At 59.1% G+C, this 15,918-nt stretch carries 14 protein-coding genes and 1 pseudogene; 2 read left to right on the top strand and 13 right to left on the bottom strand.

Translation table 11 applies throughout. The features are described from left to right. Positions 1 to 154: 154 nt before the first annotated feature. The 9 genes from AC1DYF_RS35695 to AC1DYF_RS35655 all read right to left on the bottom strand — a co-directional run bounded on the left by AC1DYF_RS35695 (position 155) and on the right by AC1DYF_RS35655 (position 11,180). Positions 155 to 2,518: a PAS domain-containing protein gene (locus AC1DYF_RS35695; RefSeq protein ID WP_477883036.1), complete on the bottom strand. Its 2,364-nt coding sequence runs from the start codon at positions 2,516 to 2,518 to the stop codon at positions 155 to 157. Positions 2,519 to 2,547: 29 nt separating this feature from the next. Beyond that, positions 2,548 to 3,186 (bottom strand): chemotaxis protein CheC, encoded by a 639-nt coding sequence (locus AC1DYF_RS35690; RefSeq protein WP_477883034.1) that lies wholly within the window; start codon positions 3,184 to 3,186, stop codon positions 2,548 to 2,550. After that, positions 3,183 to 3,566 carry a response regulator gene (locus AC1DYF_RS35685; protein WP_477883032.1) on the bottom strand — a complete coding sequence of 128 codons (384 nt, stop codon included), beginning with the start codon at positions 3,564 to 3,566 and terminating at the stop codon, positions 3,183 to 3,185. Before AC1DYF_RS35685 ends, AC1DYF_RS35690 begins: the two co-directional genes overlap by 4 nt. A gap of 80 nt (positions 3,567 to 3,646) precedes the next feature. After that, positions 3,647 to 3,913: a hypothetical protein gene (locus tag AC1DYF_RS35680; RefSeq protein WP_477883030.1), complete on the bottom strand. Its 267-nt coding sequence runs from the start codon at positions 3,911 to 3,913 to the stop codon at positions 3,647 to 3,649. Beyond that, positions 3,910 to 5,868 carry a chemotaxis protein CheA gene (locus AC1DYF_RS35675; RefSeq protein ID WP_477883028.1) on the bottom strand — a complete coding sequence of 653 codons (1,959 nt, stop codon included), beginning with the start codon at positions 5,866 to 5,868 and terminating at the stop codon, positions 3,910 to 3,912. Before AC1DYF_RS35675 ends, AC1DYF_RS35680 begins: the two co-directional genes overlap by 4 nt. Beyond that, positions 5,869 to 6,831: a CheR family methyltransferase gene (locus AC1DYF_RS35670; RefSeq protein WP_477883026.1), complete on the bottom strand. Its 963-nt coding sequence runs from the start codon at positions 6,829 to 6,831 to the stop codon at positions 5,869 to 5,871. It abuts the gene before it with no gap. Then, entirely contained in the window at positions 6,735 to 7,820 is a 1,086-nt protein-coding gene (gene cheB / locus AC1DYF_RS35665) for a chemotaxis-specific protein-glutamate methyltransferase CheB (protein ID WP_477883024.1), read from the bottom strand. The genes AC1DYF_RS35670 and cheB overlap by 97 nt, the downstream gene beginning before the upstream one ends. Continuing rightward, on the bottom strand, positions 7,817 to 9,241 hold the full coding sequence (locus tag AC1DYF_RS35660; RefSeq protein ID WP_477883023.1) for a chemotaxis protein CheW: 1,425 nt from the start codon (positions 9,239 to 9,241) through the stop codon (positions 7,817 to 7,819). Before AC1DYF_RS35660 ends, cheB begins: the two co-directional genes overlap by 4 nt. Before the next feature lie 4 nt (positions 9,242 to 9,245). Continuing rightward, positions 9,246 to 11,180: a methyl-accepting chemotaxis protein gene (locus AC1DYF_RS35655; RefSeq protein WP_477883021.1), complete on the bottom strand. Its 1,935-nt coding sequence runs from the start codon at positions 11,178 to 11,180 to the stop codon at positions 9,246 to 9,248. Between the two features lie 382 nt (positions 11,181 to 11,562). Between AC1DYF_RS35655 and AC1DYF_RS35650 the strand changes: the two are divergent. Together AC1DYF_RS35650 and AC1DYF_RS35645 are read left to right on the top strand one after the other, a co-directional pair. After that, positions 11,563 to 12,314, top strand: a pseudogene (locus tag AC1DYF_RS35650) (IS6 family transposase). A gap of 136 nt (positions 12,315 to 12,450) precedes the next feature. After that, on the top strand, positions 12,451 to 13,017 hold the full coding sequence (locus AC1DYF_RS35645) for a hypothetical protein (RefSeq protein ID WP_477883019.1): 567 nt from the start codon (positions 12,451 to 12,453) through the stop codon (positions 13,015 to 13,017). A gap of 404 nt (positions 13,018 to 13,421) precedes the next feature. On the opposite strand, the gene AC1DYF_RS35640 is transcribed toward AC1DYF_RS35645, so the two are convergent. The 4 genes from AC1DYF_RS35640 to AC1DYF_RS35625 form a co-directional block, all read right to left on the bottom strand. Beyond that, positions 13,422 to 13,565 (bottom strand): hypothetical protein, encoded by a 144-nt coding sequence (locus tag AC1DYF_RS35640; RefSeq protein ID WP_477883017.1) that lies wholly within the window; start codon positions 13,563 to 13,565, stop codon positions 13,422 to 13,424. Next, positions 13,565 to 13,999: a hypothetical protein gene (locus AC1DYF_RS35635; protein ID WP_477883015.1), complete on the bottom strand. Its 435-nt coding sequence runs from the start codon at positions 13,997 to 13,999 to the stop codon at positions 13,565 to 13,567. The genes AC1DYF_RS35640 and AC1DYF_RS35635 overlap by 1 nt, the downstream gene beginning before the upstream one ends. Positions 14,000 to 14,589: 590 nt before the next feature. After that, a complete protein-coding gene (locus AC1DYF_RS35630; protein WP_477883014.1) occupies positions 14,590 to 14,913 on the bottom strand; it encodes a hypothetical protein in 324 nt (107 codons plus the stop codon). A 333-nt stretch (positions 14,914 to 15,246) separates the two neighbouring features. Further along, positions 15,247 to 15,918 (bottom strand): IS1380 family transposase (locus AC1DYF_RS35625; RefSeq protein WP_477883012.1); only part of this gene is annotated, 672 nt, incomplete at its 5' end.

The raw sequence follows: 15,918 nt of genomic DNA, 5'->3' as shown, positions 1-15,918 counted from the left end.
GCCCGCGACAGGACACCTGAGGCGTTGGGCTTGTCATCGTGATCGCTCCAAGGGGAGTGCCGTGGTCCGCTTCCCGGGCGGCCCAGAGGCCCGGCCGCGCTGAAGCTCCCAAGCTTTTGCAGCGTTGCCCCGCCGGCTCGACGCCGAAACGCCGTCACGCGGCAGTCAATATTTCCCGGACCTTTTGAGCGAGATCATCGATGGCGAAGGGCTTGGTGATCATCTCCATCCCAGGCGCCAGAAAATCGGCGCGTGAGGCCGCCATCGCAGCATATCCGGTGATGAACAATACTTTCAGCGACGGGCGCGCGGCAATGGCCATCTCTGCAAGCTGCCTGCCGTTAAGACCCGGCAATCCCACATCGGAAATCAACAGGTCGATGCGTGCCCGGCCTTCGATGATGGGCAGCGCTTGGCTGCCATCCGTCGCTTCGATGACCCGATATCCAAGTTCCTTGAGCACGTCCGCGACGAGCATGCGAACAGAACTGTCATCTTCGACGACCAGCACCGTCTCGCCTTCGCCGCGCGGTGGACTGACATCCACATTGGCCGTGGCATCCTGGAAGGCCGCTTCATCGAGACTGCCCGGCAAGTAGAGTTTTATCGTGGTTCCGAGGCCGAGCTGGCTATAGATGCGAACATGGCCCCCCGACTGCTGCGCAAAGCCATATATCATCGACAGGCCGAGGCCGGTTCCCTGACCGATTGGCTTGGTGGTGAAAAACGGATCAAAGGCCTTTTCAATTGTCTCTCGCGACATGCCGATGCCGGTGTCGCTGACTGCCAATGTTACGTAGCTGCCGGGTTTGAGGGTTTCGCCCCTGGCCAGATCGCCCTCCGACAGAACGACATTGGCGGTTTCGATGGTTAGCTTGCCTCCGTCCGGCATCGCATCACGCGCATTGATGACGAGGTTGAGAATTGCGCTTTCCAGCTGATTGGCGTCGGTGACCGCCTTCCAGGTATCAGGTGGTGCACTGATCAACAGTTCCACCTGTTCGCCGAGCGTGCGCCGGAACAGATCTTCCATCGAGCCGATCAGCTCGGTGACATCCACCGCTTGGCGGTCGAGCGACTGGCGCCGCGAAAATGCCAGCAACCGGTGCGTTAGCGAGGCTGCACGCTGCGCCGAGGTGGTGGCCGCATCGATAAACTTATCGAGTTCATCCAGGCGCCCGGCAGCGATCCTCCTCTTGATCATCGACAGTGCGCCGATCACGCCGGTGAGCATATTATTGAAGTCATGGGCAATGCCGCCGGTCAACTGACCCACAGCTTCCATCTTCTGCGCCTGACGCAACTGGGCTTCGGTATCTTCAAGCACCGCCTGCTGTTCTTTCTCGACGGTCACGTTGCGCCCGTAGGCATAGACGCGGTCCTCTTCCCGCGAGGTCATCCAGGAAATGATCCGTTGCGATCCATCTTTGTGGGTGAGGCGTATTTCGAGTTCGGAGTGCGTTTGCTCGATTGCCTCCCGCAAATTCCCCCGGACCAGGTCGCGATCGTTAGCCCAGACGAAGTCGATCATGCGGCTGCCAACAACCTCGTCGATGGGGTGACCAAGGATTTCGGACCAGGCCGGGCTGACATCGCGGAACACACCATCTGTGCCAATCACGACAATCAGGTCGCGCGAGTTCTTCCATACGCGATCGCGCTCACGCAGGCTTTCTCGCGCGATTTCGGCCAGAGCCAGGTTGGCTCGCCGCAGGCTTTCCTGGGTTTGCTTGGCGTGCGTGATATCGAAGATCACGCCCATATAGCGACGACCGCTCGATTCGATGTCGTCGACATACTCACCGCGGCGGGCGAGCCAGCGTTCCTGACCATCGTCGGCACGCCGAACACGAAACTCGATACTCGTCTCGCTTTGAACACCGTTGGGGTCGCTGAGGTCGATGATTGGATCGTCATCAGGATGTATCAAACCGTTGAGGGTCCGAATCTGCAGGATCTTCGTCGGATGCAGACCGAACAGCCGACAGAATTGCTCAGAGACATTGAGTGTTCCGTAGCCGACGATGTGCTCGAACGTGCCGATCCCACCTGCAAGCTGTGCGATGCGAAGCTGTTCATTGGCTCGCTTCTGTTCGGTGATGTCGACGAGCATCCCGGTAAATCTGACCGGCCGGTCGTCTTCATCAAGGACGGCGCGACCGCTGGCGTGGACCCAACGATAGCCGCCGTCGTTGCGCAGCACTCTGTACTCTTTGGAGAACACTTCGGAGCCGGCCAAAATCCCCGCGACAGCGAGTTTCACGCGCTTGAGATCATCTGGATGAATGGAGGCAAAAAAGCGGTCTGTGGGCACGCCATCCGCAAGTGCCACAGGGTCCTGGTTGGTGATCGCTGCAAACCGGGCGTCGGCAACAAGCCGCTTTTGCGTGATGTGCCATTCCCAGCCACACGGCGCGCCGGCGGCGTCCAGTGTCAGTTGCAGCCGACGCTGCGCCAATTCGAGCTCCGAGCGCAGCCGTGCCAGCTCCTCCGCCCGGGCACCGGCATCCTCAACCATGATTGGCCTCAAGATTCATTTGCCACACGCTATTCAATGTCTGTCATTACGCGATTGATAAAAGCGACAATGAGCTGCTTGAGCTTTTCCAGCGACGGCAGGTCCATGATCATCGCGATGTAGCCGCGGATATCGCGCTCGCGAACAGAGAAATTGATGTAGAGAAAAAGTACGAAGCCCTCGTCGCCGTGCCTGCCCAACACTTCGAAAAGCATGTTGCTGTCGCCCCTTCGCACATCTGGAAGCGACATTTTCAATGTATGCTGCAGCATGTTGGCCATGGAACCGAGGCAACCGTTCAAAATAACGTTGCCTGTTTCCGCAAGCGCCTCGTTTTCCATTTCCAGAAGATCGGCTTCGCTCATTTCGTCGCCGACGATGGCCCGCACCAGAGACAGACCGTTGCTTTCTGGAAAAATCAACAAAGCCCTGCCCGAGAACGGTCCTTCGAATTGTTGCTGAACCGCGATCAGCGTCTCGCTCTCGCGCTGTCCGATCAGCGAAGCGGCCGATTTTCTCGTGATCACTTCAACAGACGGCACCGACAGGATCACCTGCTTGTTGACCATCTTCCGCAGGCTCGCGGCAGCGCGGCTGACGCCGATGTTCACCAGTTCGGTCAGCGCGTCGCGCTCAAGCTCGTCCAACGTCAGGTCGGTCTCGCTCATGCTCCCGCCTTCTTGAGCCGGAGAGCAGCTCCGGCAATAAAGGCGCTCAAGGCATCCTGCGTGACAGGCTTGGCAACGAATGTGGCATTGAGCGCACGGGCGCGGGCAATGATTTCGTCCTGCACGTTTGCGGTGATCAATGCGATCGGCATGTTGGGATGCGAAGCCCGCAGCTCCGATGCCAGTTCAAGGCCATCCTTGTCCGGCATGTTGAAATCGAGGACTGCGATATCGACCTGCTGGCTATTGACGATATCCAAGGCATCGGCGGCAGTGCCGGCCTCTATGCGCTGCCATTCAGGCTGAAGCGCGGATATCGCTTTGCCGGCCACGATGCGAGCCAGTTTGCTGTCGTCCACAACCAGGACTGTGACGTTCATTTCATACTCCGATTAGTCATCACGATTCCGCCTGTCGCGAGCCGAATATCTTTATTGAGATGGGGATGGGTTTGCAAGTTTCAGTCCTCTGCTTGCCGGGTTTCATCGAGATAGATGCGGAGATCCTGAAGCAGGCCGTTTACCGCCGGGGATGTCGTTGTTGCCGCGATGATCTTCGGTTTGAAGACCATCAGCGCCTGCCATAGTGCAGTGTGGATCGATGTTGCCTCGCTGACATCAAGCCGAAATTCAGGATGGCTTTCGAGATGGACGACCAGCGTCTCCACCTCTTCAATGCCGCATTCTCCTGCCAAGACGATCATGTCGTCGTTCAAGCTGACCGTCATCGCACCAAGTCCTCGATGTTCAAGACCAGCAGAACTCTGCCGTCGCCCAGCAACGTTGTTCCGGCTATTCCGCCGACGCCTTGCAACAGCCCTGTAAGGGGCCGCGTCAATGTCTCGGCCCGCTCGGCGATAGTGTCGACCGCCACCCCGATCTGCTGTTCGCCGGCCTTGACGATCAAAACTTTGAGGTCGCCATCATGTGGAGGCGTCCATGGGATTTGCAGCAGCTTGGCCAGATAGAGAAGGGGAACGGTGCGGTCGCGCAGAATGAATGCCCTACCGGCTCGTACAGCCTGAATGGCAGCGACCGGCAATTTCTGCGTTTCCAATACGTCCGAGATCGGTATGCCATAACGCTCGCCGCCGACCTCAACGACCATGAGCTGCGCCATCGAGAAAGTGATCGGCAGCTTCAGGGTAAAAGACGTGCCCGATCCAACGATGCTCTGCATGTCGAGCGTCCCGCCAAGCCTTTGAATGGAGCTCCTGACGACATCGAGGCCAACGCCTCGACCTGACAGGTCGGAGACCGATGAGGCGGTCGAAAAGCCGGGCGCGAACACCAGTTGCAGGATTTCTCTTTCGGAGAGAGAAGACGCCTGGTCTGTCGTTACGATGCCGCGCGAGACGGCAGTCGTTGTGATTTGCTCGGGATCGATGCCGCGACCATCGTCGGCGACGTCGATTTCGATCTGGTCGCCACGCTGGCGCGCGCGCAGACGAATTTGGCCCCTGGCCGTCTTGGCCTTCGACAACCGATCGGCCTCAGGCTCGATACCATGGTCAAGGCCATTGCGAATGAGATGCAGCAGTGGCTCGAAAAGGTTCTCGACGATTTCCCGGTCGGCTTCGACCGTTTCTCCCTCGATGACCAGATCGATCGTCTTGCCGAGCCGAGCCGATGTTTCTCGGACCAACCGCGGAAACCGGCGGAACGTCTGTTCAAGCGGAATCATCCGCGCTTGTGTGACGGCGCTGTAAAGCGAGGCAACCAGACGCTCGATGTCGTGATGGCTCGATAGGATACGTCGTGCGAGCGTGCCATCGCCGAGTGCGCGCGCCTCGTTGGCCAACGGCATGAGGGCGTTTTTTGCCGTCACCAACTCGCCGGCGATTTCGATTAGTTTATCGATACGGGCAGAATCGACCCGCATCGTACTGGTTTGCCGGTCGGCTGTTCGCTCTCCTGGGGTCTCGACGACGACAGGGGTTTGTTTTTCGTCGGTTGCTTGAAAATAAACCAGCGTCACTTGATCCGGGATGAGCCTGAAAACAGCTTCTGCCTCGGAAAGCGGACCTGCCGAAAGCACCTCGATCAAAAGCCCGCAGCGAAACGGGTCGTAGTCCTGGCGTGACACGGGCTGCTTGAGGGCTAAGGAAAGATGGCGAACCTCGGGTAATCGCAACACCGTTGCCAAAGGGTCGTCGCCGTTGAAGAAGCATTCGGGATGCGGCTCGTAGCGTATGGCAACCACGGCTTCTTCGGCGCCCGACGGTGCGAAGCGTTGATGCAGAGAGAGCGCCCAATCCGGAATGTCAGTCTGGGCCACGTTTGTTTCATCGGTTTCACCCCCGGTCATTTCGCCGGTCAGCAAACCGAGAAGCCGAGCGGCTTGCTTGTCTTGTGCCTCCGACAATTGTCCGTTTTGGGAGATGCCGTCGATGCTGTCGTCGACCCATTCTATCACAGACAGGATCGGATCGATCAGGGCGGCGTCGACGACGATGGTCGCATTTCTCGCGTGGGAGAGAAGGTCTTCCGCGAGGTGCAGTACGTTATGCATCGGACCAAAATCGAACAAGCCCACCGAACCCTTGAGCGTATGGATTGCTCGAAAAGCGCTTTCGAGCTTTTGACGGCTCTGCGGATTTGTCTCCAGCGCAAGCAGGTCTTCCGAAGCCTGTTGGACCAGTTCTCGTGCCTCGATAGCAAATTGTGCGAGCAGTTCATCCATTCAGCTGCCCCCAGCCTCGCGGTAGACGATCGCGTCCGGGAAGCGCACGGGTTCGAAAGACTCCGAGATACGCGACATCGATTCCGTGTGTCCAAGGCAGATATATCCTCCTGGATAGAGCATCGAATGAATATTGCCGACGGCGGTTTCGCGTGCTGCGTCATCGAAATATATCAAAAGGTTGCGACAGAATATCACGTCGAAACGTCCGAGCGCGCCAAGACTCTGCCGGTCGACGATATTGCCTTTGATGAACGTGACGGACTCCCTGAGATCGCCGATCAGCCGGCGCTGATCATCCTTCTGCGGCTCGAAATAAACATCAAGGACATTTGCCGGCAGTTTTGAAAGCGAACGTTGGCCAAAGTAGCCGTCGACTGCCTGCCGCAGGATAGCGGTGTCGATGTCGGAGCCGACGATCTCGATGTTATAAGCATCGACTAGGCGCCAATTTTCCAACAGCCATATCGCGATCGAATAGGGTTCTTCGCCGCTCGAGCAAGGCATCGACCAGATGCGGATACGGTCGCCTGGTTTTTTTGAGCCAATGACATCCGGCAGAATCGAATTGCTCAGACAGGCAAGCTGATGCTGCTCGCGGTAAAAATAGGTTTCATTGACAGTGAAGCTGTTGATCAGCAGTTCGGACTCGCGTGGGTCGCCGCGCAGGATCGAGATATAGTTTCTCACCGATTGCGCCTGCCGCCGATGGATCAGATCGGTAATACGACGTTCGATATAGTAGCGCTTGGCTTCGCTGAAGACCATGCCGCTGCGTTTGTAGATAATCGCACAGATTTCCTCCAGGTCGCTTGCTGCTAGCGGGGAGGGGGCATCATCTGCCGGTTTCAACGGAGGCGTTGCCATCATCCGACCCAATCCATGAGGCTCGGGCCGATCTCGTCGACGCGTTTTATCAATGTCGCGCCGTTGAGGCGCACGAGTTCGCCGGGCATGCCCCACACGACGGCCGTCTCTTCGGCCTCGGCAATTGTATATCCTCCGGCTGCCTGAAGGTCGGCCATCGCGGCTGCACCGTCATTGCCCATGCCGGTCATCAAAATACCTATGAGGTCAGTCGCCGGGACATGCTGCATGGCCGACCGCACCATCCGGTCGACGCTGGGATGCCACGGATAGGCCTGATCCCGCGGAGCGGCCATCGCCACCAGCGACCCGGCGCGAGTGGAGATGACGATATCGGTATCTCCCTTTGCGATGTAGACATTGCCTGGTTCAAGCTTCGTCTGTTGCGTCACTTCGCTGACCTTCATGTCGCATATCTTGTCCAGCCTCCGTGCGAGAGGGCCTGTAAAGGAGACCGGCATATGCTGGGCAACGACAACCGGCCAGGCAAAGTTCGCCGGCAAGTTGGTCAGCACCGTGTCGAGCGCGGGCGGACCGCCCGTCGACGTCCCGATCAGCACGAGACCGGGTTTGCTCATGTCCCTTCGCGCCGCCGGCGGAGTACTTTGTCGACTGCGAGACAAGGGCCTCTTTTCAGGTGAAAGCGGCTGTGCAAGACGCAAGCGCTCGGCAAGCCGACGGCTTCGTCGAATACGCACCGACGCGGCCGTGCGGACTTTCTCGACCAGCCGAGGACTGAGTTCGTCGATCCCCAGTGAAATCGCGCCGCTCGGTTTGGCAATAAAATCGACGGCACCGATTTCGAGCGCCGTCAATGTCTCCTCCGCCCCTTCCTCCGTAAGCGAAGAGACCATGACCACTGGACAGGGATGCTCCAGCATGATGCGATCGAGGCAGGCCAGTCCATCCATCAACGGCATATGAATATCGAGCGTAACAACATCGGGCCGAATGCCTGGAATGATCTTCAGCGCCTCGGCTCCGTCACGGGCGAAGTGGATGTCGAAATCTCCTTCGCTGCTGAAAATCTGGCCGAGCAATTTCCGCATCAGGGCGGAATCTTCGACGATGAGGAGGCAGATCACGATTTGTCAGCCACCATGTTGTTTTCGGCGATCGTGGTCATCAGATCCCGCTCCGCCCGCGTCAGCAGCTCCTTCGGGTCGATCAGCAGGATCATCCGGCCATCGGAGTCAATCGGGGCAATACGGTCGAAGACGTCCGTGCGATCAGTGGAGAATTCAGGCGCGGCAGACAGGGCGTCCACCGGGACTGCCTTTACCTCCGAGACGCTGTCCACAACGACGCCGGCCTGAAGACCTCCGATGGTCACGATGATAGCCCTCGCTTTGGCCGTCTGTGTCGAGAGCGCCGCAGCGAAGCGGGCACGCTGGTCGATCAAGGGAACCGCCTTGCCGCGAAGATTGACAACGCCCATCACGAAGGATGGCGCGCCGGGCATGCGTGTCACTTCTCCGGGAACCCGGATCACCTCGTCGACGGCTGCAATCGGCATGCCATAGCTTTCGTCTCCAAGCTGGAAGATCAGGAATTGCTCAAACATGGCAGCCTGCTTCGACGTCGTCTCCACCGCTTGCACCCCCATGTTCTGTTCGATCGCAATGCTGACCGCCCGATGACCGAAGAGCCTTTCCGGTGACAGAATGGAAATCAGCAAACGCCCATCCGCAATCCGGCCGATCGCCTCGATCTCCGCGCTTCCGCGCCCTTTTTGGAGAATATCGGGGACCGCGTCCATGGCATGGTCCGGCAGCCGCTGGATGGCATCCAATTCGTCCACGACGAGACCCACAAGTTGGCCATCGAATTCGACGACGACGATGCGTGATCCTGCGTTCACTGGAGCTTTCGCGTCCAGGCCCAGAAGCGACGCCAGCGATACCACAGGGAAAAGGGCATCGCGCATCTGCACCAGCCCGACGATTGCTTCCTCAGAGTTTGCAACGCGGGAAATTTCCCCTCCAAGGGCGCCAACCTCGCGAATGCTGGCGAGCGGCAGGCCGTAGAGTTGACCGGTAACCCGAAAGGACAGGAGCGCAGTGAGTTTGCCGGCGGCTTCAACCCCCGTGTCTCTGTCGACATGGGAGGTTCGCTCTACAGGCTTGCGCTTGGAAACATTGAACGCAGCATCGAGAAGATTTCCAAAACCCTGGATGGGGGACGCCGAGGCGCTGACCGAGAGCCTGAGCACGTCATCGACCAGAAGGCCGACAGCGCCCCCATGTTCGTAGACGATGATCTTTCCGCCGTGCCGGGACGACGTGTCACTCCCATTGAGGATGCTGCCCATCGACAGAACCGGCAGGGGCCGGCCGCGGAGATTGGCGATGCCCTGCAGCGATTGCGGACCATTCGGCACCCGCGTGATGTGCGGAGACCTGATGACCTCCATGACCAGGCTGGCATCGATCTCGTGGCGTTGTTCTCCGACCTGAAACACCAAACGCCGCTGATCGGCCTCTGCGCTCTGAGAGGGGTCCGCCATCGCCTCAGCTTCCGGACAATTGGAGTTCATCGGCCAGCGAAGCGATTTCCTCCACCGCTGCGGCGAGGTCCTCGGCGCCGCGCGACTGCTCCCTTGCTGCGGTGGCAGCCTGTTCCGAGGCCGCGCTCGCCTCCTGGGCGACAGATGCAATCTGCTGCGTTCCGGCCTGAACCTGCTTCGCCGCAACGAGGATTGCCTGCGCTGCGTCCAGGATCGATGCATTGCCGCGCATCATCGTTTCAGCATCGGCCTCGGCCGCCTCTAGGCGATCGACGACGCGCTTGTTCTTGGCGATCTCGGCCTCCGAAGTCGCCACGATCATTTCCAGTTCCCGCTGGACCGCCGCGATCTGAATCTGGATTAAGCGGATGCTGCTCTTGACGCCATCAATGCTTTCAGACGCGTCCTGTGCGAGCTTGCGGATATCGGTCGAGACGACCGCAAACCCGCGGCCGGCATCACCCGCCCTGGCGGCCTCGACCGAGCCGCTCACCGCCAGCATGCTCGTCTGGACCGCGACAAGCACGATACGATCGACCGTCCGCTCGATCTGAAAGCCGATCTCGCCGAGCGAGTTCAAATCCGCCAGCGCGGCTCGCGTTTCGCCAAGGGCTGCAGAAATTCCGCGTGCGATATCCTCCAGCCCGTTTTTGTTCCTTGCGAGCAGCGACTTCACTTCCGCGGCACGCTGGCGGGCTTGGTCGGCATTTTCCTGAGCCTGGGCGGCGCTCTTTTCGATCTGCGTCATCGCCGCATTGGATTGCTGCGTGGCGGCAGCCTGAGCCTCCGCGCCGCGGCTTATCTGCTCGACGGCGCTTAGAATTTCTGCCGCCGCACCGGAAAGCTCCTGAACGGTCGTCGATAATTGCTCCGCCGCAGAACTCAGTTCTTCTGATCGCGACGCGCGACCGGCTTCATTCATCAGGTCATCGGCGAGCGCGGCGAGCGCCTGGGCAGTCTGCTGGCTCTCCTCGAGCGCCGCACTCTGGTGCTGCACCGCCCGCTGCGCCTCGGCCGCCGCTGCGGATTGCTCTTCGGCCGCGGCAGCAACGGTTTCAGACCCTTTCTGTGCTTCGCGCGTTGCCAATTCGGCTTCGACAGCCGCAATCAGGATCACCTGGCTGTTTTGCGACAAGGCGGTCAGGCCGGACCGGATCGCATGCAATTCCTCGGAGATTGCCCGACCCGCGACCGTCTGTTCCTGCGCCCTGGAGGCAGCAGCCCTGACGCGGTCGGCAATCCGGGTGACACCGGCGACGATCGTCTCGGCGTTCTGGCTGACGTCACGGGAGCTTCTCTCGGCGATTTCCGCCAAGGCGCGGACTTCGTCGGCCACGACCGCAAATCCTCGGCCCTCGTCGCCCGCACGCGCGGCCTCGATGGCGGCGTTCAGTGCCAGCAGATTGGTCCGATCGGAAATATCGGCGACCGCGACAGTCGTCGCGCCTATGCTTTCCGCCTGCGCCTGCAGGCGGTCGATCACCGCGACAGAGGCGATCTGCTGGGAGGCATTGGCGTCGACGGCAGCGATCGAGGCATCAATTTGCGCAGCAGATTCCAAAACCGAACTCTGGAGATCCTCGGTACGCTTGCGGCCGGCCTCGGCCTCCGAACGTGCCTCGGAAAATCTCGAACCGAGGTGAGCTGTCCCTGACAGCGACTCGTGCGCTGCACCGGCCGCCTCTTCCGCCCCGCTCGCAATCTGTTCGAGTGCGCGGCGAAGTTCCTCTGCGGCAGACGCCGCCTCCGCTACGCCCGTCGCCAGTTGTTCGGTGGCCGCCCCGATGCGTTCCGCAGCTTTCTGCTGGCGGACACGGGTCCGGTCCTGAAGACGGCGTGAGGCGGCTGGCTTGTCTCCGGAGCTTGCTGTTGGACCTACTGTGGCAGTTTTACTTGCGGTCCCTTTTGCTCCCAGTTGCGAGGTTTTCACAAGTGCCATCGGAAATCCATTTGTCGGTACGCCCGAAAGAGAGGAATGAATGTAAAGTCGTAGCAGTTTGGCGCGACTAATTCACCCGGCTTTTGTGGAATAGCCGGCTTTGCATGAAAATCGACACGCAAGCAAAATGTGCGCTGCAAATCGATATTAAGGTCTTGGCACCTTTTCGTCTCGCAGAAGGATTGCACTGTACGATACCGCACGAAGCGAGATCTGTCCGACTATTTTGAGCCGATGTAACGCGACCATTTGTGATCGCATGGCTCGTCTTCCCCGCAATATCACCCAAAGATAACCACTGGGCGTGTCGCAAATTTTCTTGGTTAACCGCATGTTGACCAACCCTATAGAAATTCCGCTCCCGATATAGTGGAGCGTAGCCATGATTCTGAATGCCATTGCCCAGAAGCTGAAGCGCCAGTCGAAGGATGATTTCAAAGGGCGTCATTTCGAAGCCTGGCTGATTGTGCAGGCGGTGACCTGGTATCTGCGCTATCCGTTGAGCTACCGCGATTTGGAAGAAATGTTCCGGGAGCGCGGCTTCGAGGTCGACCACAGCACCATCAATCGCTGGCCTCCGCCTATGCACCTGTCATCGAGAAGCGGCTGCGCCAGTTCCGCCCACCGCATTGTGGTTCCGTCCGAGTTGACGAGACCTACGTCAAGATCCGGGGCAAATGGCGTTACCTGTACCGCGCCATCGACAAGCATGGAAACCCGATCGACTTCTTGCTCACCGCAAAGCGCGACCTTCATGCCGCGAAGCGTTTCTTCCGAAACGTGCTCAAGGACGAGCCGCTCCTCTCGCCGGGAAAGATCGGTACCGATGGCGCCAACACCTTTCCCTCGACGATCAAGGCGGCCGTCGATGATGGACATCTGCACCCGAAGCCGGTCCATTATGTTACTAAGCATCTGCAGCAAGGCATCGAGAGCGACCACTTCCGGGTGAAGAAAAACATGCCGAAGGTCGGTGGCTTCCAGTCATTCAACACTGCGCGTCGAACGATCGCGGGTTTCGAAGCGATGCTGTGGCTGAGGAAAGGCTTTGGCTTTTCCGGCGGCTGGACCGTCAACGACCAGAACGATCTGCTTGCGCGCCTCTTCGGACTGCAAAAGGTTAACAAAGCATGAAAAACAGCCCCGCAATAGGGTCATTCCGGCCTCGTTAAAAGTTTGCAACACGCCCTTTCGGGCGGCAACACGACAGTTTTCGTTGACAGCGACGGCAATGGAAAAGCCGACATGGCCAAACAACGGCTTCCGCCTCATGAGAGTCTACTCCTACATGATCGACCAGTGCATTGAGTCCGGAGCGTTGATCAATTCACCTCGGGTTAGGAGCCTCCGGAAGGCCGCGGTCCAGTTCGAAACTGACATTGACGCAGCCGTCAAGACGTCCGGTCTCGAAGCCGCGCTCAACGATTACTGGTCTGCGGAAAGCGAATTGCGGAAAGTCATCCTCCGCCTCGTCGAGCATCGCGCCGCCACGATGGACGGGATCGCGGTCAAGATACGCGCGACCGCGGCCTATGCGGCGCTTGGTCATCAGGAGCGCGTTTCGGCAAGCATGTGGCTCTCAAACGCTATCTGGACCGACCTTGAGGGCGAAATATCGGCCCGGATAGTCGAGTTTGCCGGCGATGGCAGATACGAAGTCGAAGGTCCCCAACAGAGCCGGCTGATCTGGGATATCGTCTACGATCCCGAAAGGAATTCGAAGAGGGAAGGGCGCTGCTTCCGTTGCGTCCCAGTCGGCGACACGAAGCCCGTCTTTGTTTTCGAGGGGCATCTAAGGACCATTCTGCTCCGCAAGCTCTCAGGCGTGGCTGCATGAGAGACGCTGTCGCAGCAGCTGTAATCGTATTCATCCTGGCTTTCGTGGTCCTGCCGGTGCTGGTGATAAATCGGCATCGGCTGCGCGAGCCACTCGCGGATCGGCCCGGTGCCTGGGAATGGCGGCTGATCAAGCGCGCTGCAATTGTCGTATATAGGTTTATTCGATCGATAGCCGCCCGAATATCCAAAGGCTCAAAGAAAGAGAAGTGAGCGGCGACGGAAGTTCCCTATGGGACGATGGCCATTCTTTCGATTGCAGCGTCTGTCTATCTAATGCTGGCTGTTTTGCATTTCGCAAAGATGATCCAGAAAATCCGCAAAAACCGCCTGAACCGCAAATGACCAATTATCTCGGTAACTACGCCGATGCGTCGGCCCTTCGCCGATCAGGCGTCAGTTTTGTCAGTTTTTCTTTATCGAGAGGCCGTCTTGATTTGCCTTGATCTCTATCCCCGGCTTGCTCTGTTCGCGGTAAATGTAGGCCCCCAACAGAATTAAGACCACCACCAGTGCGCCAATGATGAGTTGGAATCCCGTTCTACCCATCAGGAACGCCAACGCGAAGAAGTTGAGCCGCTGGACGTGGCGTCGACAAGCCACCAAAGGCCAAGCCCGACAAGGGCTGCGCTCAACACGATCGATGTCGTCTTACCGGGGTTATCCCAGGCAGCCCCAGCCAAGGCCTGGCCTTGACCTCGAACAGTGTCCGCAAAATCATGAAGTATGTCGCCGGCTTGATTGATCGTCGGCTTGGAGCGATCAGCCGCATCACCTGCCGTGGCAGATAGCGCCCGGGACAATTCCAGGATTTCACCCTTGAGGTCGGTGAGTTGATCTTGGAGGTCGCTTGCAGTCGGTATCGGCCGTGTGAACATAATTGGATCCTCGTTGATGGCATGGCCGCAACGAGTCCCGTTCGCATCCGGTTCCAACAAAAGCGGGCGGAGCGGGCGTTTGTTGCCGCGGAATTGAATATTCATGTGCGATAGTGTAGCGCGCCTGCATCGCGCACAGGAACTTCCGCCTGGCCAGTGAAGGTAGCAGTTCGGCAGATCCGTGGGGATCGTACAAACATGGAGAATAACGGAGGTCAGAGTAGGACTACGGCCCCACTGGCTCGGTAGCGGGAGGCTATCCGGGCACCATGAAGAATGGCTTCCCTTGAGTATGAACGACTACAGCCCCTACCAGGAGCACTGCAAACGCGATTGCGGCAACTGCGGCAAACATCGCCACAACGTAGTGAGTATCATTCTTCTCGGTGCCCATGAACTGCAAACGCAAGCTGAAGGAGCATGTTCCGAAAGCTAAGACTCGCGGCGCAGTCTGGCGATGTTCTCGCTGTATTGCGGGCGGCGTTTCAATATCCGTGTGCGCCTTGAAAAAAGATGAGGTACAAGGCGGCAAAACAACAGGAGGCAACCACAAGTGCCAAACATATGAAAACGATGAAAGGCTGACCAGGTCCTTGATTATCTCTCATGTGCGGCAACGCCGACAGAAACTCAATGTTCCTATCGGCGATTCCTCTGCGAGCGCCCGACTTGATGTAGGCCGGGCTGAGCCAGATTTAGCGGCAGACGCGAACGCGACTTACCCACACATGCCCGTGGTCGAGGTGGCGAACTTTCTTGACGTAGCACGCGCCGGGACCGACGCCGATAACCAGGCGCGGACCGCCCCAGTAACCGCCACGCCAGCCCCAACGTCCGCGATGCCAACCACCATGGCGCCAACCGTGATGCCAGCCGCCGCGCCATCCACTATGGTTCCAGCCGTGGTGCATGCCGCTATGATTCCAGCCATGACGCCAATTCGGACGTGCGTCGGCGACCGTGGACAGCGATAGGGTAGCAAATACGGCAGCAATCGCGCCGATTGCGAGTTTCTTCATCGAATTTTCTCCTGAGATTGGCGGGATTGTTCGACCGCTCTTATCCGGTTCTACTCTTGTGCACTGAACCGCAAATGAACGCGGCATTCATGTTCGAGGAGGTCGAAAGTGCCTGGATCGTTAGGAAGAGCAGCTAGCCCGGATATCTCACACATCGATTTGAAATTGCTTTGATGCGCAGATTTTCTGGCATTTTGCAGCGATGTCGGTGCTTGCGCGGCGGGTCAGGGGCGCGATGCAGCATTTTGACCGTCAACAGGGCGAGCGCCGCTGCCGTGGCGACTGCGGGGGGAGCATTCAGCGGCTGTTGTGGACTGTGCGCTGTCTGTTTCGTCAACGCGCCGCGGCGGTTCGGAGGTAATGGTACGCGAGTTCCCACTCATCGCGGTGGGGATAAGCCGATGCCATGGCGATCCTGACGCGGCGGACGCTTGTGGTGACGAGGGCGCCGATCTTGAGCAGTTTAAGCCGGATGGTGCCGCAACTGGCGCTCGCGAACTGGGTGAAGCGCAGCCCGATGCGGCGCAGCGCTGAGAGCAGCACATAGGCCATCGAGGCAAACCACAGACGCAGCTGATTGGCCCGCATGGTGGCCGCCGATGTGCGGTCGGCGAACAGATCGGCCTGGCACTCCTTGATCCGGTTCTCCATCTCGCCGCGAGCACAGTAGACGTTCTCATAGAGGTAGCGCGGTGCTGCCTCGGCACGGCTGAGCGAGGTGACGATGAAGCGTGGATTGGTGTCGCCCCGGGTCACCTCGGCCTTGGCGATGACGCGCCGCCTGCGGCTCCAACTGTCGAGCGTCGACCACTGCAAGTCCTTGAAGCGACGCGCCGGCTTGCCGGTGCGGCGGCTCTCGCCAGCGGCTTGGCCGAGTTCGGTCTCGATCTCGGCGATCAGGCGCTTGTTCTTGGCCAGGCCGAACAGATAATCGACCTTGTTGGCCTCGCACCACGCCATCAGCGCCTCACGGCAGAAGCCGCTATCGGCGCGCAGCAGGATGCC

This window comes from Rhizobium sp. P2_G9 (genome assembly GCF_056403475.1).
The sequence above is the reverse complement of the archived record's forward strand: the minus strand, read 5'-3'. Positions and strand labels throughout refer to the sequence as shown.